The organism is Phaeobacter italicus, assembly GCF_001258055.1.
Taxonomy (GTDB): domain Bacteria; phylum Pseudomonadota; class Alphaproteobacteria; order Rhodobacterales; family Rhodobacteraceae; genus Phaeobacter; species Phaeobacter italicus.
In genome coordinates this window covers 1-24,046 of the sequence record NZ_CVRM01000015.1, presented here as the reverse complement: position 1 = coordinate 24,046, position 24,046 = coordinate 1, and the positions used below count along the sequence as shown (strand labels likewise).

28 protein-coding genes are annotated in these 24,046 nt (G+C 59.3%); 15 read left to right on the top strand and 13 right to left on the bottom strand.

Going from position 1 to position 24,046, the window contains the following annotated elements:
* Positions 1–396: 396 nt before the first annotated feature.
* Both NIT7645_RS08320 and NIT7645_RS08315 read left to right on the top strand, forming a co-directional pair.
* Complete coding sequence (locus NIT7645_RS08320) at positions 397–633, top strand: type II toxin-antitoxin system CcdA family antitoxin (RefSeq protein ID WP_046212322.1); 237 nt, start codon at positions 397–399, stop codon at positions 631–633.
* Positions 633–932: a CcdB family protein gene (locus NIT7645_RS08315; protein ID WP_046212323.1), complete on the top strand. Its 300-nt coding sequence runs from the start codon at positions 633–635 to the stop codon at positions 930–932. The genes NIT7645_RS08320 and NIT7645_RS08315 overlap by 1 nt, the downstream gene beginning before the upstream one ends.
* Positions 933–1,099: 167 nt before the next feature.
* On the opposite strand, the gene NIT7645_RS08310 is transcribed toward NIT7645_RS08315, so the two are convergent.
* Positions 1,100–1,657, bottom strand: a complete 558-nt coding sequence (locus tag NIT7645_RS08310) for a TetR/AcrR family transcriptional regulator (protein ID WP_046212324.1) — start codon at positions 1,655–1,657, stop codon at positions 1,100–1,102.
* Positions 1,658–1,742: 85 nt separating this feature from the next.
* On the opposite strand from NIT7645_RS08310, the gene NIT7645_RS08305 reads away from it, so the two are divergent.
* Positions 1,743–2,627, top strand: a complete 885-nt coding sequence (locus NIT7645_RS08305; RefSeq protein WP_046212325.1) for an alpha/beta hydrolase family protein — start codon at positions 1,743–1,745, stop codon at positions 2,625–2,627.
* Positions 2,628–2,844: 217 nt separating this feature from the next.
* Here NIT7645_RS08305 and repC read toward each other — a convergent pair whose 3' ends face one another.
* The 3 genes from repC to repA form a co-directional block, all read right to left on the bottom strand.
* Complete coding sequence (gene repC / locus NIT7645_RS08300; protein WP_159420179.1) at positions 2,845–3,999, bottom strand: plasmid replication protein RepC; 1,155 nt, start codon at positions 3,997–3,999, stop codon at positions 2,845–2,847.
* A 184-nt stretch (positions 4,000–4,183) separates the two neighbouring features.
* Positions 4,184–5,152, bottom strand: coding sequence for a plasmid partitioning protein RepB (repB, locus tag NIT7645_RS08295; RefSeq protein WP_046212326.1), 969 nt, complete (start codon positions 5,150–5,152; stop codon positions 4,184–4,186).
* Positions 5,152–6,252 carry a plasmid partitioning protein RepA gene (repA, locus tag NIT7645_RS08290; protein ID WP_244998460.1) on the bottom strand — a complete coding sequence of 367 codons (1,101 nt, stop codon included), beginning with the start codon at positions 6,250–6,252 and terminating at the stop codon, positions 5,152–5,154. Before repA ends, repB begins: the two co-directional genes overlap by 1 nt.
* 665 nt (positions 6,253–6,917) lie before the next feature.
* Here repA and NIT7645_RS08285 point away from each other — a divergent pair.
* Positions 6,918–7,124: a cold-shock protein gene (locus NIT7645_RS08285; protein ID WP_046212328.1), complete on the top strand. Its 207-nt coding sequence runs from the start codon at positions 6,918–6,920 to the stop codon at positions 7,122–7,124.
* A gap of 210 nt (positions 7,125–7,334) precedes the next feature.
* Here the strand turns inward: NIT7645_RS08285 and NIT7645_RS19690 are convergent, their stop codons facing one another.
* The 3 genes from NIT7645_RS19690 to NIT7645_RS08275 all read right to left on the bottom strand — a co-directional run bounded on the left by NIT7645_RS19690 (position 7,335) and on the right by NIT7645_RS08275 (position 9,008).
* Complete coding sequence (locus NIT7645_RS19690; protein ID WP_242656159.1) at positions 7,335–7,643, bottom strand: cupin domain-containing protein; 309 nt, start codon at positions 7,641–7,643, stop codon at positions 7,335–7,337.
* Positions 7,565–7,816, bottom strand: coding sequence for a helix-turn-helix domain-containing protein (locus NIT7645_RS19685; RefSeq protein WP_242656160.1), 252 nt, complete (start codon positions 7,814–7,816; stop codon positions 7,565–7,567). Before NIT7645_RS19685 ends, NIT7645_RS19690 begins: the two co-directional genes overlap by 79 nt.
* 310 nt (positions 7,817–8,126) lie before the next feature.
* Positions 8,127–9,008, bottom strand: coding sequence for a recombinase family protein (locus NIT7645_RS08275; RefSeq protein WP_046212329.1), 882 nt, complete (start codon positions 9,006–9,008; stop codon positions 8,127–8,129).
* Between the two features lie 333 nt (positions 9,009–9,341).
* Between NIT7645_RS08275 and NIT7645_RS08270 the strand changes: the two genes are divergently transcribed.
* The 3 genes from NIT7645_RS08270 (at position 9,342) to NIT7645_RS19765 (ending at position 11,591) form a co-directional block, all read left to right on the top strand.
* Positions 9,342–10,301 carry a hypothetical protein gene (locus NIT7645_RS08270; RefSeq protein WP_050686578.1) on the top strand — a complete coding sequence of 320 codons (960 nt, stop codon included), beginning with the start codon at positions 9,342–9,344 and terminating at the stop codon, positions 10,299–10,301.
* 297 nt (positions 10,302–10,598) lie between these two features.
* Positions 10,599–11,378: an arsenic resistance protein gene (locus NIT7645_RS08265; RefSeq protein ID WP_227512167.1), complete on the top strand. Its 780-nt coding sequence runs from the start codon at positions 10,599–10,601 to the stop codon at positions 11,376–11,378.
* 81 nt (positions 11,379–11,459) lie between these two features.
* Positions 11,460–11,591: a hypothetical protein gene (locus tag NIT7645_RS19765; RefSeq protein WP_264753311.1), complete on the top strand. Its 132-nt coding sequence runs from the start codon at positions 11,460–11,462 to the stop codon at positions 11,589–11,591.
* A 69-nt stretch (positions 11,592–11,660) separates the two neighbouring features.
* Here the strand turns inward: NIT7645_RS19765 and NIT7645_RS08260 are convergent, their stop codons facing one another.
* Positions 11,661–12,062, bottom strand: coding sequence for a MerR family transcriptional regulator (locus tag NIT7645_RS08260; protein WP_037953553.1), 402 nt, complete (start codon positions 12,060–12,062; stop codon positions 11,661–11,663).
* A gap of 96 nt (positions 12,063–12,158) precedes the next feature.
* Between NIT7645_RS08260 and NIT7645_RS08255 the strand changes: the two genes are divergently transcribed.
* The 6 genes from NIT7645_RS08255 to NIT7645_RS08230 all read left to right on the top strand — a co-directional run bounded on the left by NIT7645_RS08255 (position 12,159) and on the right by NIT7645_RS08230 (position 17,130).
* On the top strand, positions 12,159–12,566 hold the full coding sequence (locus NIT7645_RS08255; protein WP_009824452.1) for a mercuric transporter MerT family protein: 408 nt from the start codon (positions 12,159–12,161) through the stop codon (positions 12,564–12,566).
* A gap of 12 nt (positions 12,567–12,578) precedes the next feature.
* Positions 12,579–12,884, top strand: coding sequence for a heavy-metal-associated domain-containing protein (locus tag NIT7645_RS08250; RefSeq protein ID WP_048535538.1), 306 nt, complete (start codon positions 12,579–12,581; stop codon positions 12,882–12,884).
* A gap of 37 nt (positions 12,885–12,921) precedes the next feature.
* A complete protein-coding gene (gene merF / locus NIT7645_RS08245; RefSeq protein WP_081285561.1) occupies positions 12,922–13,362 on the top strand; it encodes a mercury resistance system transport protein MerF in 441 nt (146 codons plus the stop codon).
* The gene (locus NIT7645_RS08240; RefSeq protein ID WP_050672455.1) at positions 13,346–14,695 is read left to right on the top strand and encodes a dihydrolipoyl dehydrogenase family protein; all 1,350 of its coding nucleotides are present in this window, start codon (positions 13,346–13,348) and stop codon (positions 14,693–14,695) included. The genes merF and NIT7645_RS08240 overlap by 17 nt, the downstream gene beginning before the upstream one ends.
* Positions 14,696–14,753: 58 nt before the next feature.
* On the top strand, positions 14,754–16,205 hold the full coding sequence (gene merA / locus NIT7645_RS08235) for a mercury(II) reductase (RefSeq protein WP_050672454.1): 1,452 nt from the start codon (positions 14,754–14,756) through the stop codon (positions 16,203–16,205).
* Positions 16,206–16,527: 322 nt separating this feature from the next.
* Positions 16,528–17,130 (top strand): hypothetical protein, encoded by a 603-nt coding sequence (locus tag NIT7645_RS08230; protein WP_227512168.1) that lies wholly within the window; start codon positions 16,528–16,530, stop codon positions 17,128–17,130.
* Positions 17,131–17,173: 43 nt separating this feature from the next.
* Here NIT7645_RS08230 and NIT7645_RS08225 read toward each other — a convergent pair whose 3' ends face one another.
* The 3 genes from NIT7645_RS08225 to NIT7645_RS08215 all read right to left on the bottom strand — a co-directional run bounded on the left by NIT7645_RS08225 (position 17,174) and on the right by NIT7645_RS08215 (position 20,666).
* On the bottom strand, positions 17,174–18,418 hold the full coding sequence (locus NIT7645_RS08225) for a sialidase family protein (RefSeq protein WP_050672453.1): 1,245 nt from the start codon (positions 18,416–18,418) through the stop codon (positions 17,174–17,176).
* 169 nt (positions 18,419–18,587) lie between these two features.
* On the bottom strand, positions 18,588–19,745 hold the full coding sequence (locus tag NIT7645_RS19830; protein WP_348429606.1) for a multicopper oxidase family protein: 1,158 nt from the start codon (positions 19,743–19,745) through the stop codon (positions 18,588–18,590).
* A gap of 255 nt (positions 19,746–20,000) precedes the next feature.
* Positions 20,001–20,666 carry a DUF3047 domain-containing protein gene (locus NIT7645_RS08215; protein ID WP_043847224.1) on the bottom strand — a complete coding sequence of 222 codons (666 nt, stop codon included), beginning with the start codon at positions 20,664–20,666 and terminating at the stop codon, positions 20,001–20,003.
* A gap of 459 nt (positions 20,667–21,125) precedes the next feature.
* On the opposite strand from NIT7645_RS08215, the gene lgt reads away from it, so the two are divergent.
* The gene (lgt, locus tag NIT7645_RS08210) at positions 21,126–22,055 is read left to right on the top strand and encodes a prolipoprotein diacylglyceryl transferase (RefSeq protein ID WP_050672452.1); all 930 of its coding nucleotides are present in this window, start codon (positions 21,126–21,128) and stop codon (positions 22,053–22,055) included.
* A 69-nt stretch (positions 22,056–22,124) separates the two neighbouring features.
* On the opposite strand, the gene NIT7645_RS08205 is transcribed toward lgt, so the two are convergent.
* Positions 22,125–22,508 (bottom strand): hypothetical protein, encoded by a 384-nt coding sequence (locus NIT7645_RS08205; protein ID WP_009824461.1) that lies wholly within the window; start codon positions 22,506–22,508, stop codon positions 22,125–22,127.
* 215 nt (positions 22,509–22,723) lie between these two features.
* Here NIT7645_RS08205 and NIT7645_RS08200 point away from each other — a divergent pair, with 215 nt between their 5' ends.
* Positions 22,724–23,287 carry a Crp/Fnr family transcriptional regulator gene (locus NIT7645_RS08200; RefSeq protein WP_227512966.1) on the top strand — a complete coding sequence of 188 codons (564 nt, stop codon included), beginning with the start codon at positions 22,724–22,726 and terminating at the stop codon, positions 23,285–23,287.
* Between the two features lie 117 nt (positions 23,288–23,404).
* Here the strand turns inward: NIT7645_RS08200 and NIT7645_RS08195 are convergent, their stop codons facing one another.
* Positions 23,405–23,977 (bottom strand): cation diffusion facilitator family transporter, encoded by a 573-nt coding sequence (locus NIT7645_RS08195; protein ID WP_254044639.1) that lies wholly within the window; start codon positions 23,975–23,977, stop codon positions 23,405–23,407.
* Between the last annotated feature and the right edge of the window lie 69 nt (positions 23,978–24,046).

The following is a 24,046-nucleotide window of genomic DNA, read 5'->3' as shown; positions in this document are numbered from 1 at the left end:
CGTTCCGTCCGGCATACCGTCAAGCGCCTCAGCGCCGCCGGTGAAGGGGGTTCTATTGTCAGTCCCAGAGAGTCGCAACCCCAAAATTCAAAAAAGTCAGATCTTTTTTCAACACGCGAAAATCGAGCCATTATAAGGCCGTACCGGAAATGCCACCGCAGATCGCTGGCTCTGCCGCGCCAGCACAAGGCCAGACATAATAAAGGACAGCGTACCATCCGTCGGCAGCAAGATCGCCTGCAACATGTTGGTCCATGATGCCGCCCTGCCCCTTCCCGCCCTGCCCGTCTTGGTCCCTCTATTCCATCCCCGTTCCTGTGCGCGGCCAGCGACCGAGGCGCGGCGCTTGATGTTTAGATGGGTGCGCATATATAATGCGCATGAACGAGGTGGATCATGCAGTCACAGTCGGTACCAAAGAAACCAACCAACCTGACATTGGATCAGGGGCTTTTGTCAGAGGCGCGCTCTTTCGGGGTGAACCTGTCCCAGGCGGCGGAGGCTGGTCTGCGTCAGGCCGTGCAAGAGGCCAAGACAAATGCCTGGAAACGGGAAAACGCGGCAGCGCTGCAGTCATCAAACCGGTGGGTTGAGGAAAATGGCCTGCCCCTGGATCGCTATCGTCCGTTCTGATGGCCCGCTTTGACGTCTACGCCAGCCCGGACAGCACCGGTTATCTGCTGGATGTGCAGGCCGATCTGCTGGACGCCCTGAATACCCGGATCGTCGTGCCGCTGATGCCGCTGGATGCCGCGCCCACACCAGCCAAACGGCTGAACCCGATTTTTGAAATCCAGTCGGGGCGCTATGTGATGGTCACCCAGTTTCTATCGGCTGTGCCTGCATCGCTGCTGAAAGCCCCTGTTCTGAGTCTGGCGTCCTGCGATAGCGAGATCACCCAGGCGCTGGATCTGGCGCTGACGGGGGTCTGAGGGGGCGACCGGGCGGTTTCGCCCTGCCCCTGCGACATTCTCCGCTACATTGGAATTGTCAGCTGACAAGCTGCACCCTGCCCTGCCCGCAGCACAGGCGGCAACACTTGCCGCACAACTGGCCACAGCGCTGGCCCAATCTCCACTGCCGGTTCTGTGGCGGCGGATCAGCCAGCCGTGGCCTTGCGCAGCTCTGCTGCGAGCTGGTGGAAAGGCGCGCCGGATTGTTGGGCATAGGCGAGGATCCACGCCCCCTGTAGCCGCATATGCAGCGACAGAGCCGCCGCATGCGGGTCGGGAACCCCAAACCGTTCCGCCTGTCGGACCAGGCCCGCAGTCCAGGTGTTGTGGATGTCTTCGGCGGTTTTGCGCAGCGCAGGTTCTGACGGGGCCGCCTGAAGGATGCTGACCACCGGACAGGCAGGCACGCTGTTGTGATGCTCTGCATTGGCGGCAAGAGTCTCGCAGGTCTTTACCCCGCCCTCTTCAAAACACATGGCTGTCTCAAAGCACTGCCCCAGCATGCGCGCCACCCAGTCCCCTGCCCAACGCGTCGCGGCATCCGCCAGTTCGACCTTGCCACCTGGAAAATGATAGTAGAGCGATCCCTTCGGCAAATCCGCTGCGGCCAGGATCTCCTTTAGCCCAACGCCATCATAGCCCTTGCTGCGAAACAGCCGGGAGGCGGTGCGGATCAGTTTATCTCGGTTCTCATTTGATGACATGACGTCATCCCTAACGGATCTAGACCGAGTGGTCCACATCCGCTATAGACCAAATGGTCTAGGAAATTGCATGCAAGGATTTTCGATGGAACAGATAGCTGAAAAGGTCACGATCCGCTGCGCGGGATCATCGATGGTGGGCCGATTTTACCGGGCCAGCGGACAGGCTCGTGCCTCTGTTCTGTTGAACGCGGCCACCGGTGTTCCGCAGCGGTATTATCGCCATTTCGCGCAATGGGCGGTGCAGCAGGGATTGAACGTCCTGACCTATGATTACCGCGACTTTGGCGAAAGCCTGAACGGACATCTGAAAGACAGCCCGCTGACAATGGCGGACTGGATGCTGGAGGACCAAAGCGCGGCCCTGGCGGCGCTTGCGGATCTGGCCCCGCGTGGACCGATCTGGGTTCTGGGACATTCGCTGGGCGGGCTTGGCGTGGCGTTTCACGACTATCCCGCGCGCGTGACCCGCATCACCACCATCGGCAGCGGGTTTGCCCATCATTGGGACCACCCGTGGAGCTATCGCCCCGTGGTCCTGGCCTTTTGGTTTCTGCTTGGCCCGCTGGCAACAGCGCTGATGGGGTATCTGCCGGGAAAATCGCTGAGGTTCGGGGCTGATCTGCCTGCCGGGGTTTACTGGCAGTGGCGCCGCTGGTGCACCAGTCGGGAGTTCTTTGCCAGTGATATTGGCAGCGCCCTGCCCTACCCCAAGGATGAAAGCCCCCTGCCCCAACTGCGGATCTGTGTTGCCAAGGATGACGTTGTGGTGCCGCCGAGCGGGGTACAGCGTTATGCGGACAGTTTGCGCGCGTCTGGTGCGCAATTCGTGACATTTGATCCCGCGCAATATGGGCGGCCGACTCTGGGCCATATCGAGCTGCTTGGCGCCGGGAACAAAGCGATCTGGGCAGATCTACTGGCGCTGTCCCAGACAGCAGACAACTGTGTAGAGGTCGCAAGCGCATGATCGACGAGTTGCAGAGCAAGGCTCATTTCACCCGTCCTGACCGCGCTGCAGTGCAAGTCTGATTTCACTCTCTCACGGGCCGCGCCCTTGGAATTGTCAGCTGACAATTCTTGGTCTTGCGTGGTGACAGGTGGCCCATGTCGGTCTGATCCGCGGCGGGCCGATTTACAAATGGCGATCGCATCGAGGCGCAGATCCTGCATTTCTCGTCAGAATGTCAGGCATGGGCGGCACCAAAATTGTCAGCTGACAATTTCTGCCGTTGTCTGATGGATGCAATGATCGGGGTGATCGAAAACTGACCCGCTCGCGCCCTTTGCGAGAGGCGGCGAAGATAGGCGCCGGGGCTGCGGATTTCGGAGAGCCGTTCCAACATGCACAGCACCAGCGTCGAGGCGGTCTGACTGCCCATGATGCGTTGCGCTTCGTGAAAGACGGGTTGTTCAATTCCCATCATTGGAACCAATTGGCTGGCCGTGCGGGTAAGATCCTGCCACGAGCGAATACCATCGGGAAAGAATTGCCTGTATTCCTGACAAGACGACAGAACGTCCTGCAGTGGCTCTTCTATGCCTTGCGCGGCTCTATCCTCAGTTGCCAAGGTTTCAGTTTGAGCGGTTTCTTCAGAGTCAGAAGTAGTTTTATTTGAATACTGTATGTGCCGTTCATTCTGGCTGTCGCTGCCGCTCATTTCTTGTGCTGCGGCGCGTGTTTCCAGTTGGGTGTCTTCTGTCTGCGGGGCAGGGAGGTCAGCGGCAATTTCTGTCAATGCGTCAATCAGGGCGATCAGATCCGCCTCATCGACGCGGCGGCGTAGGGTCAGGCGGGCGCGTTCCAGTGTTTCCTGGGGCAGGGGGGGCAGCTGCTGGCCGGATGCCAGGATCTCTTGTCGCAACAGGGCCAGTCGATCGCGTAGCACGGCGATACGCTCTGCCTTGAGATCGGCATCTTCCGCGATGGCCAGCACCTGTCCGGCGTGGACGGCGAGCGGAGAGAGATCAAACCCATAGGCCACAGCACGCGTGCCACCGATGTTTCGGGCAAAGCGTTTGCGATTGGGGCTGTCCTGACGGCTGACAATTCCGGTCTCGACCAGTTTGGCAAGGTGACGCCGCAAGGTGCTTTCGGGCATCCCGTTCAACCGTTCACAGAGTTTCCGGTTCGATGGAAAGACCACAGCGCCGCCGCGCTCTGCCGCAATCAACTGTTCCGGCAGAAACGTCATCAGGGCCTTCAGAACGGCGAGGGTTCGATGAGAGACACCAAATTCGGGCGCTGCCTTGGACAACGCCGAGAGGATGTCCCATTTGTCGACGGAGGGCAGGGCGCAAGGCTCCGCCATCCCAAACGCGACTTGGGAAGCATGTTTCATAGGGATTTTCACGAAAAAGGCAAAAATCATCCGCCCCTGTGCAGCGCACAGAGTTGACAGGACCGATTCGAAGGGGGTATTCCAAGGGTGCTAAGTTTGAAATGAGCCTTCTGGGATGTATGTCCTGGGGGGCTTTTTTCTTGCCGGGGTTCGTGCCTCCTTTCCTGTCTTTGGCTGGTTGTTGTTACTCTTCCGAGGTTTCCATCGTGAAACGCTCGTGAAGATCTTTCAGCAGGGTTTCGGCATTTGCCTCAAACCATGCGTCAAATTCTGCGTTATCCTTGGCCGCGATCGTGAGCGAGACACCTTTGCCACTGCGACGCAGATCCGCGAGAGGGCGGCCATGCGGCCCCTCGATCACGCGGGCCGGCGCCTTGGCGGGTTTGGCTTTCGGTTTTTCGCTGTGGATCTGTTGGGCCAGCGCCAGGGCGGCCTCGAACTTGGCATCTGACGGAGCAGTCGGGAAAAGAGGCCCCTTCATCCCGCTGAGCACACGGTCGCGTGCGCCCGGTTCCTGCATCGCCGCCGCCAGCGCCATCCAGCGTTCGCGGCCGATACCGGGCGCAGAGCCGATCTGACGAAGAAAACCCATGTCAAAGGCGGTTCCCACCTTCAACATCCGCGAGACCATCGGCATATCAATCGACAAGGCCGCTGCAATTGTCTGCCGGTCATAGCCGCCGTCCTGCAATTGCGCGGCAAAAGATGCCTTTTCGATAAACGACAGATCCTGACGCGCAGTGTTTTCCTGACCCTGCGCCATCACAAGGGCATGGTCATCCAGCTGACGGATCATCGCCTTGACCGGCTGACCCAACTCGCGCAGCGCTTTCAGGCGGCGACGGCCATAAACGATTTCGTACCGCCCCTGCACCTTGGCATGGGGGCGCAGCAGAACGGGCACCTGCTGGCCATAGGTGCGCAGGCTCTCGACCAGTTGGTTTTGCGCGGCATCGTCCAGCCCCAGACGATCCTCTAGGCCTGCATCGTCAATCAATGCCGGGTCGATGTCCTGCACGGCGTTTTCCTGCAGCCGCGTCAGCGATGATTGCAGGGCTCCCACCGCGCCACGTGGCATCATCCGGGCCTTTGGCTCGGGCCGGATGGCGGTGGATGGAGAGGTGTCAGTGCTGAGAATCCCTTTGCGTGCCATTAGCGACCCCATGCGTGTTGAATGAGTGTTTCGATCTCTTCATTGACTTGGTTGAGAGAGTCTATTGCACGATCGTAAGTATTTCGATGAAACTGCGTACGCTCTACTTCATAAACTGTTTGCTGAGTGAGGCCCGCGTCAGAAACTGCAGTAGATTTAAGCATATGCGCGGTCATGACTTCTTTACCAAAGAGTTGCCTGAGGAAGGCAACCACCTGCTGTTGGGGTCCGTCATTGGGTTCATATCGGTTGATGAGAAAGCGCAGGAAATCGAATTCCATCTGCGCCCCGGCATTGCCAACCACGTCCAAAAGATCCGCGCTCATCTGCAGGAATTGCGACATCGAGGCGACGTCGAGCATATTGGGGACGACCGTGATCAGAACCCCGGTCGAGGCACAGAGCGCCGACATCGTCAGATAGCCAAGCTGAGGCGGGCAGTCGAAGAGGATCACGTCATAATCCGCTTCAACCTCCTGCAGTACCGTTGCCATGCGGGCAAAGAACGGCGGCTGCACATTGTTGATCAGCGCCTGGGGGGTTTCATGTTCAAATTCCTGCAGCATCAGCCCGGCCGGGGCCAGATCAATACCGGTGAAATAGGTCTTCTGGATGATCTGCTGCAGCGGCACGGGATCATCGTAGCGGATCGCGTCATAGATGGTGCCGGAGTCCAGGAAATCATATTCGGGTCGATAGCCAAACAGCGTCGTAAGCGAGGCCTGCGGGTCAATGTCGACCGCCAGCACGCGATACCCTTTGAGTGCCAGTCTCTGTGCGGTGTGGATGGAACTGGTTGTCTTGCCCGATCCGCCCTTGAAGTTCAGGAAGGACAGCACCTGCACCTTGTCGCCCTCGCGGCGGCCGGGCAGGTAGGTTCCCGGCGTCTTGGCCGTGCTTTCCAACGTGTGGCGGATTGCCAGCAGGTCTTCGGCGGAATAGTGGCGCCGCCCGCCAGGTGTGGTATGAACATCGAGGATGCGGCCATCGAAATGCAGCTTGCGCAGAAAGCTCGCCGAAATTCCCAACAGGTCAGCAGCTTCACCCGCGCTGAACAGGCGCAGTTCCTTGCGCGCATCGGGCGCAAAGCTCTTGAGCATATGGCTCTCCAGCGCCGCCGCGAGCCGTTCGGCATTGTCGCGGATGCGGTGGTTTATTGTCGTGGACTCTGTCACTGCTGCCTCGTCCTGTATTGTAACGCTCTTTTTCGCCAGAGCTGTATTTACCGTTATTTATGACGAGGCAGTCCGACTTGGCAACAGATTCTTGCCCAAAGCAGGCAGAATGACCCAAAAGGGCCGATTTTGACCCGAGTTTACCGCAAAAACCGCTATCTTTGCCACACACGTTCCGACCGGCGAGAGCCTGATTCAGACTCTAAATCGGGAATTAGCGCGGATCGGCGGGGCAGGGGGCTTTGGGATGTTGTGCTACCCGGTGGGCACTGGCGGGGGGCGATCAGACGGCTCGCTGGTCTTTTTACCACCATCTAAGCGCGTCCCCCCCCTCTGCGTTTTGGCCCAGACCTGACCCAGGTGGCACCCGCGTCAACGATCATCCAAACCAGCGCAAACCCGCATGCGCGGTGATGCGGGGCGAAAAGAATCCTTGCTATCGGGCTGCCAAAGGCGCAGGGAGAGGGCGCTAACGTTTCTTCTCTTCGAATTTCTGCTGCCGCTAACCCGGTTCCGGTTGATCGACTTGGATCGACTTTCGCCGGGCTGTCGCGATCTTGCGGGCAGCATCTATTCAGGAGACTACGGTTATGGCCAATGGCACCGTGAAATGGTTCAACCCAACCAAAGGTTTTGGTTTCATCCAGCCGGAAGTGGGCAGCAAAGACATCTTTGTGCACATCTCGGCAGTAGAGCGCGCGGGCATTGCAGCGCTTGATGACGGTCAGAAAGTGACCTTCGAGATCGAGAACGGCCGCGATGGTCGTCAGTCGGCGACCGATCTGGCACTGGCATAAGTGCTTGCCCCAGCTTGCTGGGGCACCTTTCCGGGCAAGCGCATGGAGCAAGTGTCCTCTCTGTGGTGAGGTTGTTCCGCAAAGCGCGTGTCCTAGGAACCCGCGGTCAGGTTGCCCTGGCCGCGGGATTTTTGTTCTGACCTACCCCTCTCAAACAGGACCACCTAGGGGAAGGGATAGGGCAGGGGCCGTACCGTCGCGATGAACCGCCTAAAACGATGATGGCGTGCAGGCGCTGACGACCTTGCATATGCCGTCACCGGCGTTGCGAAAGCGATGTGGGAGGATGCTGGAAAAGTAATAGGCGTCTCCCGGGCCGAGAATGCGCGACTGTCCATCTACTGTCACCTCAAGACGCCCCTCAATGACAACACCGCATTCTTCGCCCTCATGTGACAGGGCGCCACGACCGGAGTCCGCAGCCACCCCGTATTCTTCGATCAGCATCTGCAGCTTACGATTTCGACGGTCTCCTGCGACAAGCAGGTAAGCAACGCCGTGCGACCCCAGATTGCGCATGCTGTTGTGAGGGTAGAAAAGTTGTCTTCATTCTTCAGTTCGAAGCTGAAGAAGAACCCAAGGTTCACGTCAACGCCTGCGAGAATTTTCTTCAGAAGGGCCACGGACGGCTGCGTAGACCCGCTTTCGATCTGCGAGATCGTACCGCTGCCAACCCCGGCCAATCTGGCCATTTCGCGTTGACTGAGCCCTTTCGAGGTTCGAATCAGTCGCAGCCGCCTTGCGGTTTCCAGATCGGGGGTTGGTGTCGTGCTCATCGTGATTTCCTGCTTTTGATCGAAAGCATTCTGCCGAGCAACGCCTCTGTTGATTACCAACGATAAAGACCGTGTCTGGCGAAGCCGACACCCTTCGAGATATTTTCTGCTCGCGCGAACTAACCCCAAGGCATTGTTGGATATTTACGTGGTTTTCGTCCAATTGAGGCGATGATTCTGGAAGATTTGGGCCGAGCGAACAGGGTGGTTTGCCGACCATTAGCGCCTACAAAAGGCCGAGGCGCTCTGCACGCTCCAGCAGCATTCTGACTGAGGACGGCTGCCAGTTGGTTCGACCGCGAGGGGTGCGCTCACGCATGGATTCCAGTCGGTCGCAGATTGCCTGCAAGGTGATCTCGGGGTCAGCACCTTTGATTGCGGCGACAATCGCAGGCAGGCGATCGTCGGTTTCGCGACGTCCAGCGCGTCCAAGCACTTCAGCGGGCAGGAATCCTTCCGCCACGTATGCCTTCACGGCGCGGAGCAGGCGGCTTTGCGTCCAGCGCCGATCATGGGGCAGGGGGCCATTGATGATCCGCAGGACGTCTTCCCAAGCCATATCGGGGCGCAAACGGCGCACATGGGGCACCCAATCCTGCGCAGTTTCGTTCAAGCGCTCCATGTAGCCGTCCTGTCGCGCCAACCGCACCTTGCGCAGCGCTTCAGGGTCCTTGGCGCGAAGACCTGGGTTGCCGCCGACGCGGCCCTTTGAGCGTGCCGAGGCAAGTCCGGCTTTGGTACGCTCGCGGATCAGAGCGCGTTCGAACTCAGCCGCAGCGCCCAGAACCTGCAACGTGAACTTGCCCTGAGGCGAGGCAGTGTCGATCGGGTCCTGGAGCGAGCGGAAGAACGCCCCCTTGCCCTCCAGTCTTTCGATCACCTCAAGTAGGTGCGACAAAGACCGCGCAAGCCGGTCGATCCGCACGACGACCAGCGTGTCGCCCTTGCTAATCCGCTCCAGCACACGTGCAAGCACGGGCCGCGCGCGATTGCCGCCTGAGGCGTGCTCTTCAAAGATCTCGGCGCATCCCGCAGACTGCAGTGCCTCAGACTGGGGCAGGGGGGTCTGATCCTCGGTGGAGACGCGCGCATAGCCAATCAGGGGCATGAAACTGGGCCTTTTGCAATTTAATATATCGCGAATAAACGACCGTTTGTAAGCGAATGCAAGTGCCGGCTCTGTGGGGCTGTTCAGTCCAAAGCCCTTGGTTCCCTTACGCTGAGCGCGATCAGCGAGCTCTCGCAGACCATTGCGCGCACGTGCTATATGAAGTGTGCAGGCGCACCCTGACAAAACCCTTGGGTAAAATGCAAAAATGCCATATTTTGCACATATGGAGCCTCAAGCATGTATAAAGTATAATATTTTGATGATCCTCTTGAGGATGCGGAGGAGCTTGAAGAGACTTCTGAGGACGACCTGTGGTTCCTGCCCGGTCCGATGGAAGAGGAGCCGCATTATCTGCCGCCCGGACCTAGGGCCGAAGTGCGTGAGACCGCTGTTCTTGACGATTGGCGACGTGCCGAGGCGGGCCATGCTGCCCGCCTTGCCCGTGTGGCCGGCCGGATCGGGGCGCTAGACGACCGTCTGAAGCGTGGCCCGGAAGGCTGGCGGCACAGGCTTGCGTTGATCGAGGCGGCAGACCTCAGCTGGTTTGCAGGCGACCGAATTGGCCCGGATCGGCTGGCGCTCTGGATATCCATGCGCTTGTCCGGCGTGCAGGACGACACCGCAGCGCTTGCGCGTGTCGGATGGGCGGTGCGGCGTCTTACAGGCGGTCCCGGCCCAGACGTGGACCTGTCCGCCTTCCTCGATCGCCGTGACCCCGAGAACATGGTGGATGAAGCCGAGCCCTTCGCGGATCGCGCGGGCGGGTGGCTTGACCTGATGGCGCAAGCCGCCGACCTGCACCCGATCACGCGTGCCTGCATGGGGTTTCACCTCTGGAGCCTCGCGGGCCTCGGACAGCAGAGCAACCGAATGGAAGCGGCGGTCACGGCGTCGCGCATTGCCGCGCATGAGGGCGAGGGGGCAATATTCGCACCCCTGGCCATGGGTGGGGCGGGGGCGCTGCGCGCCGGCGGCCCCCCGGCTGAACGTTTGGCGCGCGGGCTCGAGAAAATGGAAACGGCCTGCCTGACCGCGATGCGGCACCTCGACGATATCGAGACATGGTCGGCGCTGGCGGAAGCCGAGATGACCCCACTCTCGGGCAAGACGCCGCCAGCCCTGCGCGGAGTGCTGACCGAATGGCCCCTGGTCTCTGCCCCTATGGCCGAGGCCCTGACCGGAGCCAGCCGCGCCGCTGTCCAGCGCAACCTCGCCTGGATGGAAGCGCGGGATCTGGTCCGCGAGCTAACAGGGCAAGGACGGTTCCGAATGTGGCGCGCCACAAACTGATTGTCGAAGCGATCTGTGCGCGCCGATGTTGCGTCTATCCGCAGCACGGCTGAAACGGTGAGGAGCACCGTTTTGCAGATGCTCGAGGTCAAAGAGTTCGGCTGATCGGCTGAGACAATTCGGCTATCGCCACGTCCCCAACTACCATGAAAGCATTGTCGACTGGGTCGTGACCGGTCTGCGGGTATAAACCGGACAGACCATACAACGCTCCAAGCGACGAACGAGCCGTTGTCGCAATGGCATGTCGAGTGATGTCTTCTTGAAAATCGCCTTCGGAAAGAGCAGGGGCAGGACATGAAGCTGCAAAATCTCGAACGCCATCAAGCCTGGATCTACCTCGCTGCCATCCTTTCCGGTCTGGTCTTGGGCTCGCTCGCCCCCGGTATCTCGGGGGTGTTCGAGGCGCTGCTTTGGCCGGTGTTGGGGCTTATGCTTTTCACTACCTTCGCTCAGATGCCGCTAGCGCACCTGCCGCGCGCGACGCGCGACCGGCGTTTCATCGGCACCATGTTGATCGGCAATTTCGTCCTGGTGCCGCTGCTGGTCTGGGGGCTGATCGCGTTCCTGCCTGACGATCCTGCGCTTCGGCTCGGGGTGCTTGTCGTGCTGCTGGTGCCCTGCACCGACTGGTTCATCACATTCACCCATCTCGGTCGCGGCGATGCGGTGCGTGCCGCGTCCGCGACACCGATCCTCCTCGCGGTTCAGTTCGCCAGTCTGCCGCTCTTCCTTTGGCTTTTTCTCGGCGAGGCATTCTTTGAGCTTCTCGCCGCCGACCGCATTGCCGCCGTCTTTGCGGCGCTTGTCCTGCTGCCGCTCACAGCGGCTTTCCTGCTGGAGCGTTGGGCAGAGGCGCGCCCGGAGCGGGCCGCGATCGTAAATCGCCTCGCCTGGCTGCCGGTTCCGCTTCTGGCTGTCGTGGTGTTCCTGATCGCGGCCTCGCAAGTCGACGCGGTACGGGATGCGCTGCCGGTTTTGGCGCAGGTGGCGGGCGCCTACGTCGCCTACCTCGTCGCCGCAGCACTTCTCGGTGCGGCGACCGGGCGGGCGGCCGGATTGTCCACTAGCGGGTGACGAACGGTCATCTTCTCGCTCTGAACCCGCAACTCCTTCGTCGTACTTCCGCTGGTGCTGGTGCTTGGACCGGAGTGGAACGTGGCGGCCGTGGTCATCGTCTTCCAGTCGCTCGTCGAGCTCTTCGGCATGGTCGCCTATCTGTGGATCGTGCCGCGCTATCTGGTCCCCGAACATGCGGCGACCACGCAGGACTCCGCGGGGAACGAATGATCGCAAACAACGGCGCTGGCACCATTGTCCGCTTGGCTGACATGCATGGGCGTCCTCAACTATGGCCCTTCAGGTCACCTCCGTCAGCGCGTCGATCACAGGGCATTCAGGGACATCGTCACCGGTGCATTGCGCCACGGTGGAAGACAGCACGCGTTCGATGCGTTTGAGATCGTCGATCTTGGCGCGGACCGAGGCGAGATGCGAATTTGCCAGACCCTGCACCTCGCCGCAGGTCTGGGCACCGCCATCGACCAAGGCGAGCAGATCGCGGACTTCGTCGAGCGTGAACCCAAGCTCGCGCGCGCGCATGATGAAGCACAAGCGCGCGACATGCCGATCATCGTAGACGCGATAGTTTTTGCTGGAGCGCGGCGGCTCGGGCATAACGCCGATGTTCTCGTAGTAGCGAATGGTCTCGAGATTGCAGCCGGTCAGCCTGGCCAGATCTCCGCGCCTGAGGACCTTCACCGATCTGTGACGATTTTTCACGTTTGACCCTCTTGAGCCTGTACCTGCTACAGACCCTAGATTGAGATCATCACTGAGGCAAGGATGATTCGAACCATGACTGAAACCACATCCGCCGACCGGCAGACGGCAATGGACGAAACAGGGGCTGCCGACAAAAAGGCATGGACGACAACTTGGCTCGGCGCGCTTGGCGCGCTGGCGATGACCTCATGCTGCATCCTGCCGCTGGTGCTGGTCAGCTTCGGCGTTACCGGCGTTTTCATTGCGCAGCTGGGCGTTCTCTACCAGTACAAATGGATCACCTTCGCGCTGAGTGCCGCCTGCATCGGCTATGGATTCTACAAGGCCTACCGTCCGATCCCGACTGAGGCCTGCGCGGATGGCACCTGCGCGCGCCCCATGAACCGGAAACTCATGCGATCCATTCTTTGGATTGCCACCGCCATCGTCACCGTCGCGATGATCTTTCCCTATCTCACCCCATACCTTCTGTCCTACTGAAAGGCCGAACCCATGAAGTCACTCCATCTTGCCCTTGCGGTCGTTGGCACTCTCGCAGCTTCCCCCGCCAGCGCCGCCGAACAGCGCATCAATATCGGGGTAGGCGAACTGACATGCCCGACCTGCTCCTACACGGTGGCGGCGGCCATGCGGGGCGTTCCCTCGGTCGAGATCATCGACTTCATGGAAGGAGAGGAATTCGGCACCGGCACCTACATCGTCGCCTTTGATGACGAGGCCGCCGATCAGGACATGATCGTCGAAGCAATCCGCGCCACCGGCTATTCGGCGGACATCGTCGAGTCCGGCGATTTCTGATCGCATTCACCGACCCGCACTCGGAGCTGGAGACAGCATGACAGACATGAACAATAACAATGAACCCACGACCCTTTTGCGGCGCGGCCTCATCGGCAGCGTATTTGCGGCGATCTGTTGCTTCACGCCGTTCCTGGTGCTGATCGTCGCCGGGGTCGGACTTTCTGCCGTTGTTGGTTGGCTCGACTACGCGCTTTTCCCGATGCTCTTCGCCTCGCTGAGTGCGGTTGCATATGCCCTGTGGCAGCAAGCCGGCAGACCAGGGCACAGTCCGAAAGCCCTTCTCATCGGCTTGGCGGTTGTTCTTTCGGCTCTGCTGTTCTGGCTGGAGTTCCGCTTTGCTCTGCGGATCTCGGTTGCCGCCGCTTTGGCGGTGGCGGGATATGCGCTCTGGCTCAGAAAATCAGGCAGTTCAGCAGTGAGCCGGATCAAGAGAAACTGGCACAAGGAAAGGAACAGGTATGACCAAGACCTATGACCTCATCGTGATCGGCGGCGGCACCGCTGGAAATGGCGTCGCCCGGATGGCCGCGGATGCAGGCTGGAGCGTCGCCAGCATCGACAGCGAACCCCATGGCGGCACCTGCGCCCTGCGCGGCTGCGACCCCAAGAAAATGCTGGTCGCGGTCACCGAGGGTGTCGAATGGGCCGAAAACATGGAAGGCAAGGGGCTGGAGGCGCAACCTTCGGTCAACTGGCCCGACATGATCGCCTTCAAGCGCAGCTTCACCGAAGCTATGCCACCGCGCATCGAAGCCGGGTTGGAAAAAGCGGGGATCGACGTCTTGCATGGGCTGGCACGGTTCACCGGCCCCAATACGATCGAGTTGAACGGCGAGACCCTGACCGCGAAGCATTTTCATATCGCCACCGGCGCGCGGCCGATGACGCTGAACATCCCGGGCGAAGAGCATCTGACCACCAGCACCGAATTCCTGGAACTGCCTGAGCGACCGAACCGCATCGCCTTTGTCGGCGGCGGCTTCATCGCCATGGAATTCGCCCATATTGTCAAGCGGGCGGGCGCGCGCGAAGTGACAGTGCTGGAGATGATGGACCGCCCCTTGGGTCCTTTCGATCCCGACTTGGTCGCAATGCTGGTTGAGGCAACCGAAGAGCTCGGCGTCGATCTCCGCACCAAGGCGAAGGTGGCGAAGATCGAAAAGCAGGGCGACGAATTCACCGTCACGGTGGAAACTCCCGACGGCACCGAAACGATCACTTGCGATCTGGTGGTGCATGGCACGGGCCGGGTGCCCAATATCGATCGCCTTAACCTTGAGGCCGCCGGCGTCGAATACTCACGCCGTGGCATCAAGGTGAGCGACGCGATGCGCACCACCAATCCGGCGATCTTCGCCGCGGGCGACTGCGCTGCCAGTGGGCCCAAGCTGACCCCGGTGTCCGCCTTCGAAGGGCGTGTGGCAGGCAAGAACCTGCTGGCTGGAGAAGACGAGCGTACCGTGGATTATCCGCCGATCCCGTCGGTAGTCTTCACCCTCCCGATGGTGGCCACCGTGGGCTTGTCGGAAGCGGTGGCCAGGGAACAGGGGCTGAAGTTCGACACCCATTTCGAAAAGACAGGGGACTGGTATTCGTCGCTGCGCGTCGGCGCGAAACATACCGGATTCAAGGTTCTTGTCGAAGAGGGCAGCGGACAGATCCTCGGCGCGCATCTGATCGGGCCGGGCTCCGAGGAGCAGATCAATCTTTTCGCCATGGCCATGGGTGCCGGGCAGACCGCCAACCAGATCAAGGCCATGATTTTCGCCTATCCGAGCTATGCCTCCGACATCGGTTCGATGGTGTGATTCAAAATTATTGATCGGGGCCGTGTCGCGATACCGATCGCAAGCTAAGGAAGAACCAATGGACCAAACTGTAACGAAAGACGATTGCTGCACTGCCAGTGAAACCCGCGATGACAACTACGATCTCATTGTCGTTGGTGCCGGCTCGGCCGGGTTTTCTGCCTCGATCACGGCAGCCGATGCCGGAAAGCGCGTGGCGCTTATCGGGCACGGCACCACCGGCGGCACCTGTGTGAATGTCGGCTGCGTGCCGTCCAAGGCGATGATCCGCGCCGCAGAGGCGGTGCATGGCGGCGCGTCGGCCGCCCGGTTCCCGGGCGTCGAGCCCTGTGATCATGCGGTGGATTGGGGTGCCGTAGTGCAAGGCACCACCGATCTGGTCGAGGAGATGCGGCACAAGAAATATATAGACCTGCTGCCCGCCTATAAAAGCGTTACCTATATCGAGGATGGCCCGGCGCGATTGGTCGAGGGTGGCGTCGCTGTTGGAGGACGGGTGATATCCGCCCCGCGCGTCCTGATCGCCACCGGCTCGCGCCCCCACCTGCCAGCGATCGAGGGGATCGACACAGTGGAGCCCCTCGATTCCACCGATCTATTGACTTTGCCTGACCGGCCCGAAAGCATCTTGGTGCTGGGCGGCGGCTATATCGGCTGCGAGCTGGCGCAAATGGCTTCAAGGCTGGGGGTGAAGGTCACGCTAGTGACCCGCTCGCGCCTCCTGCCGGGCGCCGAACCGGAGGTGGCCCAGGCGCTGACGCAAGCGCTGAAGGCCGAAGACATCGCGGTCGAGACCGGTCTTGCTTACGTCTCGGTCGCGAAAGCTGCGGGCGGCGTCAATCTGATTGTCGAACGGGGTGGCAAGACCGAGGATCTGACCGCCGAACGGCTGGTTGTGACCACCGGCAGGATCGCCAATTCCGAGAACCTTGGATTGGAAGAGCTTGGCATCGAGACCGACGCACGCGGCTCTATCAAGGTCGGTCAGGACATGGCGACCACGCGTGCCGGCGTCTGGGCCGCGGGCGATGTCACTGACCGTGACCAGTTCGTCTACATGGCGGCCTATGGTGCCAAGGTGGCGATCAACAATGCCCTTGGATTGGAGCAGATGCGCTATGACAACGCGGCGATGCCGTGGGTCGTGTTTACCGACCCGCAAGTGGCCGGCGTCGGCCTTTCGGAGGTTGAGGCCAAGGCGGCGGGGCACAAGGTCAAAACCAGTGTGATCACGCTCGACAACGTGCCCCGCGCCGTCGCTGCACGCGATACCCGCGGCGTGATTAAGCTGGTGGCCGACGCGAAGACCGACCGCCTGCTGGGCGGTCAGATCGCAGCACCGGAGGGGTCGGACACGATTCAGACACTGGCAATGGCGCTGATATTCGGCATGACCGCACGGGCGCTCGGAGAGACGATCTTTCCTTATTTGACCACGGTCGAAGGGCTGAAACTCGCCGCACAAACCTTCGACAAGGATGTAGCCAAACTCAGCTGCTGCGCGGGGTGAAAAGACGAGAAATTCCGGCGACACCGACTCATAAGCAGCGCTCATTGTGAACCAGCGCGTACAAAGCCACAAAGTGCTTGTGGCGGTCAGCATTCTCTCGGCATGGAGGCTGACGGCGGTAACGGATAATCACATATTAGAGCCAGCAGTGCACATCCCACGTTCTGTCATTAGGTTGGTTATTGTGGCGGGGTTCATAAACAGACCGATCTCATCAAGATGGAAAGTGATCGGGAGTTGCCGAGAACGTCGCTGGGTCAACAATTGGTCATTACATTAGCCCTGTCTATTTGATCGCCCGCAATACAAAGAAAGAATCGCCATGAATACAGTTGATACTGATTCTCGCACAACAGGTTCACTACCCGCATTCAACGCCCGAACTTTAGGGTTAATGTTCGTCGCAGGTTTCTTTGCGACCGTCGCGTTCGATCTGTTGGGTCAGATCATCAGCCCGGGCTTGGGCTTTTCGCGGTTGTCACCGCACGGGCTAGCGAGGAGCTTACTCGGCAGCCTTGGTCTGCCGAACGGTGATTTCGCAGGATATTTCGTACATTTTTATCTTGTTGGCCTGATTGGCTATCCCGTCGGTTGGTTGTTCGTCTTTAGACCAATTTGGCACCGTATCGCGGGGCAGACGAACTGGTTTTTGCCCTCGGCGATTTATGGGTTCGGCCTGTGGGTGTTGGCCATCGGGGGCACTACTTCTGTCGCAGATCTTCCCTTCTTTCTGAATTTCACCGGCATTGCCTGGGTAGCGCTGGTGGGTCATATGCTCGGGACCGGGATCATGAAAAAGCGTGGCACGCTACAATTTCCGGGCCAGAGACCAGTCACTATGGATGAGAAATCACCGTCATTTGCCGGTAGCTCTATTGCAGGAAATGCAATTCTTGTTGACGGTGATCGTTGGACCCACTCCTGATGTGAGCCAAGCGAAAGAACCATCAGCTTTCGTCCGGAAACCTTCAATAGGAAGCGAAAACCGTGCGTATAGTCGAACTCGGTTCCGGATCATCCGAGTTGCTGGGCTGTGTCCACGACAGGTAAACCCCTTCATTCGTTCGCGCCGTGCGCGGGAAGTTGACCGAACCTGCGCCGTTGTTTCGCGCAATCAGTTGCAGGTCCTTACACTGCTGACCGGTTGTGATCTGGCAAGCAAGGATCACCTCGCTCTCATTTGCCCATTCGACCCACGTCACGAACGCAGTCTGAGGGTCCAGCATGAGAATATCGACCCGACCGGCGGGAATCCCGAGGCTGACTTTCGCCGGATCGCCAAAATTTCTGCCACCATCGGAAGAGAACGCAACCTTGACTTCCGGCTTGTCATTTGCAGCCGTGAACCAGGCCACGGCGGCTGTTTGACCGGCGGTCGCGATGGCGGGGCCATTGACCGGGCAGCCGGAGATTTCCCAGCCGTCATTGTGGACGTTTGTTGGTTCTGACCACATGCCGCCTTGGTGTCTTACGACAGATATATCCCTGATTTCCGCATCTGTTCTGTCGCGGTATGCGACAAGGACGGTGCCATCGTCCAGCGATGCGGCGGACGTCTGGCAGCATGAACAGGTCTGCGCATCGACAAGAACATCATCGGTTCGCGTACCTTCGGGCGTGATCCGGGTTGCGCGCAACTGCATTGCATCCGGGTAGTTGCTGGCTGCGCTGGTGAAAAGCGGCTTGTCATATGCGCGTCCGTCAAGCCAGACAGACATCAAGGAACCGTCTTCGAGCGGCTGGAGCGTGACAAAACCGTGTTGGCTAACCGACCGATCATCATGTGGCGTTATCGGTGCGCTCCATGTCAGGCCCTCATCCGGCGAAAGAGAGATCTTGACGTCATAGGCATAGTCGTTTTTGGAATTTTCCCACAGCCAGTGAGCCGCAAAGGTACCGTCATCAAGCGCAACAACGGACGGAAAATCGGCCCAGTTCACGAAGAGTTCGTCGGACACGGTAACAGTGCGGGCCGCGCTCCATTCTGCGTCTTCAAGGACCGACAATTTTACCGCAAACCCGGCAGGGTGTGGTTCGGTCCAACCCAGCAGGACCCGATCATCCTGCAGTGCGAACAGGGTGGGTTCCTGCGCATTGTTCCCGACCGGTGGGTCTAGGTCGGCGAACTCCAATGGCTCGGCAAGGACCATGCCCGCCGTCATGCCCATGAACAGATGGGCCACAATCACGCCAGAATGGATTTTTGATGGCATTGCGCACCTTTCCGATTATCAGACCAGCGTCATTCACAACCTGAGCATAGGCAAATTTTGGCGAGTGCCATGTAAACTTTTGTATGACGGGCCTGTGCTTGTTGTTAAGAGCGATATCCCGTTGTGGCACAGCTTCGCGTCAACGGTTGGCGCAACCACCGCTCCGACCTCAGCTGACTTGCATCCAGGTCGCCATGCCATCAGCCTGATGGCTCAGCATATGGCAGTGCAGCATCCACGCGCCGGGATTGTCGAGTACGCACACAATCGTCATCGTCTCGCCCGGCGCTACGAGGGTCGTGTCGCGAAGGTGGGTTCGCGCACCATTCTGATCGGTTTCCCAGAAATGGTGGCCATGCAGGTGGATACCGTGCGGAAAAGCAGTGTCGTTCACCATCCGCACCTGCACTGCTTCATCACGTCTTGCCGAAATCAGCGGTTTGTTCGGCAGACCGCTCACGTCGTTGAAGGCCCAGCCCCCGAACCCGCCGTGCGCGCCGTCCCCGGCACCGCCTTGCATGAAGAGATCTGCCGTTTGCGTGATCTCTCCGGGCGCGGGCACGAGGTTCGCGGGGAGGGGAGCTATCGGCGCAGACCGGATTTGTCGCTGACCGTTCAACATAATGCCCCCCAGTTCCTCGCCACCCGAAGGCACGGTTTCTCTTAGGATCACATCACCCGTCACATCTGCGATGATGTCGATGCGCTGCGCCGGTGCGAGTTTTAGATTGCCCAGCGAAACCAGCTCGGGCAGCGGCATCCCGTCATAGGCCACACAAAAGCCCGTCAGCCCGTCGATACGTATCTCGAAAATGCGATCCGGTGTCGGATTGATCAGACGCAACCGGATGTGATCCCCCAGCCGCGCCTGCTCAGACGACAGGAAGGTGGTCATCAAGTTCCCCAGCCTACCTGCTGTTATGAAATCAGCGCGGTCGAATTCCATGTCGAACTGGCCGGTGTCATCAAGCCGAATGTCGAAGAGGATGGCCGTGATGTCCTGATCCACGTCTGGCGGGGCAGGTTCTTCGACGATCAGGGGCCGAACAGTCCGCGGGCGACCTGTTCGTAGGAAAGGTAGTGGGAGTGATACCAGTAGGTTCCGGCATCGGGAACCGGAAACCGGAAACCGGTACTCGTAACCCTCATTCGGGATGATGACATCCTGTGTCAGCACGTTTACGCCGTCCATCGCGTTGGGCAACCGAATGCCATGCCAGTGTACGAGGGTCCCGTCCTCCAGCCCGTTTTCCACCCGCGCCCGCAGAATATCGTTCTGGCGCTGTCTGATTTCGGGGCCGGGACAGGTGCCATTGAATCCAAGCATTGCAATGTCCCGCGACCCGATCCGGGTGAAGGCCGGGCGTCAGGGTGACAGGCACCGAAGCCGCACTCAGGGGCAGGGGGAGCGTGGCTGCGCCAAGCGCAACCATCATCTGAAGACGCTTAAGCATGGGTTTCCGTGTATTCCGTTTCTGGGGCCTGCAACCCACATCCCCCACCGTTGCGGAAGGGCGTCCCGGCGAGATATATTGATACATTGCAGATCGGCGCCCAGGTTTGGCGGAATACCGGAGAGCACCTAACGTATCTGCAGGTCCTGAATGGCCGCAAGGATCTTTCCGTCGGTATCATCGCTGTCGGCTGTCACCGCAAGACCGACCAGAACCTTTGGCATGTCCCCGAACGCACGCACGAAATCGCGATCCAGGTTCACATTCTCGGTGAAGTTGCCGGTTTGCGCCGTTTGCAGAATTTTCGATTTGAGACCCGTCGAGTAGGGGCTGTTCAGCAATGCGCCTTTCGCATGATTGCCACCCCAGACATAAACCAGCGCCCGCGTATTGGGATCACGCAGCAATTTGCGCGCCGTTGTTCGGCCAAGCGTGCTTGCGGTCTGCGGATCGACGAATATGAAGTACAAAGCAAGATTGCGATCATCGCCGCCGCGCCGTGTGAGGTCGGTTCCCTTAACACCCTGCGTGACGGACCATTCCCACATTGCTGCCTTTGCGGTGCCAAGGGCTGCGCTGACCGGACGCCAGAGAACCGAAACCGTGCCATCGGAAATCACGTCCAGCCGCCGACCTTGCAGGCCGTACTCGTTCGAAAAGAGCCGCAAGAGGCCCTGTTCTTTCCAGCTTCCATCGAATGGAATTGTCTTTCCTTGCGCATAGAGGGGCGGGGCGTTTGCAGCTAATGCAACAAAAGCGATGAAAAGTGTCGCTGCGAGGGACCGTATAAACATCTGAACTCCTTTTGCGATGCCGCTGGTCCTGCTTTGATCCCGGTTATCACCATTATGTGCCGTCATGATCCGTTGAATTGTGCCGGGCGCGCGCAACTTCAATGAACATATCCGTGATCATAGATGTGGTTGCGCAATGGTCGTTGCAGGACGCGGGAGCGAATTCAGATCATGGAGCGCGACCTTGATCGGCTGATTTCCCGCGACGGACGGATCCAGTAGGCGGCGGAGCTTCCAACCGTTACAAACAAGTACAAAACTCATGGGATACAAGCGCCTGAACACATGGACGCGGGTGCCGATGTGCGTCATCTCTGGTTCAACGGAACCGACTCCCGCACGCAAGGATGGCACATTCACCACAGCGCTTTGGGCTGGGGACAACAGGGTTGAACGCGCCAACGTCCGTTGCGGGAAACAAAATGTGGCCTTGTGTGAAACAGGCAAAGGTAACAAAGAATGCTGACTTCGATTATCCAATTTCCTGACATCGGAACAGAGATTTTTGCCGTTGATATCGGATCGTTCCGCTTTGCCCTGCGTTGGTATGCGCTGGCCTATATTGTTGGCCTCCTTATCGGCTGGCGCATCTGTGTCGCATTGGTCCGCTCTTCGTCAGTCTGGGGGGCCGGGGCGCCGCCGCTGCAACCCAAGCAACTGGAAGACCTGCTGACATGGATCATTCTGGGCGTGATCGTGGGGGGCAGGCTGGGGTTCGTGCTTTTCTATCAACCTCAGTACTATTTTCAGAACCCCGTCGAAATCTTCATGGTCTGGCAGGGTGGTATGTCATTTCATGGCGGCTTTTTCGGCGTGGTCGTGGCCACCTTGCTTTTTTGCTATCGCAACGGCGCACCCGTTCTATCAACGGCGGATCTGCTCGCTGTTGCAACACCACCGGGTCTTTTCCTCGGTCGGCTGGCCAACTTCACCAATAACGAGCTTTGGGGCCGTCCGACCGATGTGCCCTGGGCGGTGGCATTCCCCGGCGAGGCGGCCCAGTCCTGTGCGGGCGTCGTGGGCCTGTGTGGCCGCCATCCGTCCCAGCTTTATGAGGCTCTTCTGGAGGGTATCCTGCTTGGCTCGGTCCTGATCTTTCTGGCCTGGAAACGCGGTTGGCTGCGCTTTCCCGGAAGCCTTACTGGCCTGTTCCTGGCGGGATACGGAAGCGCAAGGTTCCTTGTCGAGTTCTTCCGGCAGCCTGATATGCAGTTCGTCACGCAGGACAACCCGATTGGACATGCGGTTCATTGGGCGGGCTATGGGCTGACAATGGGCCAACTGCTGTCGTTGCCGATGATTATCCTTGGCGCGGCCCTGATCGTATGGTCCCGCAGGCGTGTGACGGTTAATTCTGCGGATCTGGTGTCGACATCAGATTCTTTGTGAATATCCGAGCGTAGTGTTGGCGAAGTGACCATTGCGGCCTGGGTCCGCATATGAGCCTTGGGCGCGTGCTCAATGATGCGGCTTGCGTCCTTTCGCAATCATCAGATGGTGCTCTTGATGATGTACACCGATTGTCATCAGACCAAAGAAACCAAGGCCCTGTATTTGTTCACCATCGCCACCCACGATCAGTGCGACACCATCCTCCATTTCTTCTGACGCAACACTCCAGCCTGTTTCACCGGCAAGGAACGGTGCATGGGCGGGAACCATTGTGTTGATGGCCGACAGGACACGCGGGCTGCCACGCACTTCGAACCGTGCCCCGTCGGGCCGCAGAATGCGGGTGACCTCTGCCTTTCGTGTCAAAAGGTCCATATCGACCAGATGGTCCCTCAGTTTGTCGATATTGACGGCGCCCCAATCGGTTTCGGGATCGGCCTGGAGCAGCACAACTATTTCGGCCAATGCGGCGAAGGCGGACTGGCCGGTTTCCTGGGGCGTCGGACGCGTGACCCATGGATGAATGCATTTGTTGCGGCGTAACGGGTGTCGCAAGCAAGACAGCGAAGAGAACGGGTATCAGTCGCATGGACCAGCCTTTCCTGAGTGTATTCGGATTCAGCCTAGTACCTGATCGGACCCTGAAATATGATTTGGATCATATGATGCCTGAACCCTATAATCTCATACCGCCCTCCGCCTTGCGTCCGCTGACGAGGGCCGCAGGGGATACGGTCTTTCGTCAGGGCGCGCGGACCTGCGGCCTTTATGTTGTTAAGTGCGGGCGCGTTCATCTTGAGCGTGTCGGCCCGGATGGCGAACGATTTATCATCTACCGTGCCGAGCCCGGGATGAGCCTTGCCGAAGCATCGGTGTTTTCGGATAGATACCACTGCGATGCGGTCGTGGCGGAGGCTGGGGCGTTTGTACAGATCGACAAAGCGGCGGTCTTGTCTGCCTTTGCAGATCCGGATTTTGCACGCGCCTATGCGCGGCAAGCGGCACAGCAGATACAAGCGCAACGTCAGGCGCTTGAGATCGTAGGCATCCGCCGCGCAGAAGAACGGGTCTATGCCGGTATGGTGGCGGGCCTGCTTGAAAGCTCCGTTGTCGATTTTGCCAGCGCGCTGCACCTTTCGCACGAGGCCACCTATCGGGCCTTGCGAAAGCTTGTGAATGATGGCCGGATCGCAAATCCGACCCGGGGAACGTATCATTTGCGCCCCTGAATGGATCAGCCGGACCATGCCCGGTTCGAGATAACAAAAGGTGCGGTAGCAAAGCTTGGCGGGTATTTCGCTTGCCCGATAACAATGAGAATTGCTGCCCGCGACGATGACCTGTTTTCAAAGATCGCCGTTATGCCCTGTCTTACTGCTCGCCGCTGAAAGGTCGATTGCCTCAGCGCCGCTTTCGTCGAAGCACCGTGTTTCGATCTGCAGGGTTGCGAAAAAGAACCCGAAGTCCTTACGCAGCATGTCGTAGGCGGTTTGCAGGACCTCTTCTTGATCTGTGACACGCAGATGCGCGGAGAAGACATGCTTGCCACTTGTCAGCGCCCAGGCATGAATATGGTGAACATCGGAAACCTCGTGCAGTTCTTCAAGGGTACGTTTGATTTCAGGCAGACTCACTTCGGGAGGCGTGCCTTCCATCAAAAGATGCGCCGCTTCTTTCAGCAATCCCCAGCTCGCCCATAGCAGGACAAACCCGAACGCCATGCCAAGCAGCGGGTCGATCAGCAGAAACCCGGTGAATTCGATTGCGAGGGCGGTCACGATGATCAACAGACTGCCAACAAAGGTCTGGATGATATGCCAGAACGCTCCCTTCGTGTTCAGATCTTCCTTGCTTTGCTTCCAGATCAGCGCAAGCGAAATGAACTCCGTAAAGAGCCCCCCGGCAGCCGCAATCAGCATCGGACCCGTTGGAAGGGTGTTGTCACGTTAACTCGCCGAATTTGCAAGTTGGCAAGCTGTTCGTTGATC

What these genes read in the sequence shown, in the direction of transcription:
- NIT7645_RS08250 (WP_048535538.1), top strand. Translation starts at nt 12,579, where the DNA reads ATGAAGTCACTCCATCTTGCCCTTGCGGTCGTTGGCACTCTCGCAGCT.
- NIT7645_RS08240 (WP_050672455.1), top strand. Translation starts at nt 13,346, where the DNA reads ATGACCAAGACCTATGACCTCATCGTGATCGGCGGCGGCACCGCTGGA.
- NIT7645_RS08265 (WP_227512167.1), top strand. Translation starts at nt 10,599, where the DNA reads ATGAAGCTGCAAAATCTCGAACGCCATCAAGCCTGGATCTACCTCGCT.
- repC (WP_159420179.1), bottom strand. Translation starts at nt 3,999, where the DNA reads ATGAAACATGCTTCCCAAGTCGCGTTTGGGATGGCGGAGCCTTGCGCC.
- NIT7645_RS19685 (WP_242656160.1), bottom strand. Translation starts at nt 7,816, where the DNA reads ATGGCCAGATTGGCCGGGGTTGGCAGCGGTACGATCTCGCAGATCGAA.
- merF (WP_081285561.1), top strand. Translation starts at nt 12,922, where the DNA reads ATGACAGACATGAACAATAACAATGAACCCACGACCCTTTTGCGGCGC.
- NIT7645_RS19830 (WP_348429606.1), bottom strand. Translation starts at nt 19,745, where the DNA reads ATGCTTGGATTCAATGGCACCTGTCCCGGCCCCGAAATCAGACAGCGC.
- NIT7645_RS08200 (WP_227512966.1), top strand. Translation starts at nt 22,724, where the DNA reads ATGCCTGAACCCTATAATCTCATACCGCCCTCCGCCTTGCGTCCGCTG.
- NIT7645_RS08195 (WP_254044639.1), bottom strand. Translation starts at nt 23,977, where the DNA reads ATGCTGATTGCGGCTGCCGGGGGGCTCTTTACGGAGTTCATTTCGCTT.
- repB (WP_046212326.1), bottom strand. Translation starts at nt 5,152, where the DNA reads ATGGCACGCAAAGGGATTCTCAGCACTGACACCTCTCCATCCACCGCC.
- NIT7645_RS08230 (WP_227512168.1), top strand. Translation starts at nt 16,528, where the DNA reads ATGAATACAGTTGATACTGATTCTCGCACAACAGGTTCACTACCCGCA.
- NIT7645_RS08305 (WP_046212325.1), top strand. Translation starts at nt 1,743, where the DNA reads ATGGAACAGATAGCTGAAAAGGTCACGATCCGCTGCGCGGGATCATCG.
- NIT7645_RS19690 (WP_242656159.1), bottom strand. Translation starts at nt 7,643, where the DNA reads ATGCGCAATCTGGGGTCGCACGGCGTTGCTTACCTGCTTGTCGCAGGA.
- NIT7645_RS08225 (WP_050672453.1), bottom strand. Translation starts at nt 18,418, where the DNA reads ATGCCATCAAAAATCCATTCTGGCGTGATTGTGGCCCATCTGTTCATG.
- NIT7645_RS08320 (WP_046212322.1), top strand. Translation starts at nt 397, where the DNA reads ATGCAGTCACAGTCGGTACCAAAGAAACCAACCAACCTGACATTGGAT.
- lgt (WP_050672452.1), top strand. Translation starts at nt 21,126, where the DNA reads ATGCTGACTTCGATTATCCAATTTCCTGACATCGGAACAGAGATTTTT.
- merA (WP_050672454.1), top strand. Translation starts at nt 14,754, where the DNA reads ATGGACCAAACTGTAACGAAAGACGATTGCTGCACTGCCAGTGAAACC.
- NIT7645_RS08275 (WP_046212329.1), bottom strand. Translation starts at nt 9,008, where the DNA reads ATGCCCCTGATTGGCTATGCGCGCGTCTCCACCGAGGATCAGACCCCC.
- NIT7645_RS08255 (WP_009824452.1), top strand. Translation starts at nt 12,159, where the DNA reads ATGACTGAAACCACATCCGCCGACCGGCAGACGGCAATGGACGAAACA.
- repA (WP_244998460.1), bottom strand. Translation starts at nt 6,252, where the DNA reads ATGCTCAAGAGCTTTGCGCCCGATGCGCGCAAGGAACTGCGCCTGTTC.
- NIT7645_RS08310 (WP_046212324.1), bottom strand. Translation starts at nt 1,657, where the DNA reads ATGTCATCAAATGAGAACCGAGATAAACTGATCCGCACCGCCTCCCGG.
- NIT7645_RS08315 (WP_046212323.1), top strand. Translation starts at nt 633, where the DNA reads ATGGCCCGCTTTGACGTCTACGCCAGCCCGGACAGCACCGGTTATCTG.
- NIT7645_RS08270 (WP_050686578.1), top strand. Translation starts at nt 9,342, where the DNA reads ATGGAAGAGGAGCCGCATTATCTGCCGCCCGGACCTAGGGCCGAAGTG.
- NIT7645_RS08285 (WP_046212328.1), top strand. Translation starts at nt 6,918, where the DNA reads ATGGCCAATGGCACCGTGAAATGGTTCAACCCAACCAAAGGTTTTGGT.
- NIT7645_RS08215 (WP_043847224.1), bottom strand. Translation starts at nt 20,666, where the DNA reads ATGTTTATACGGTCCCTCGCAGCGACACTTTTCATCGCTTTTGTTGCA.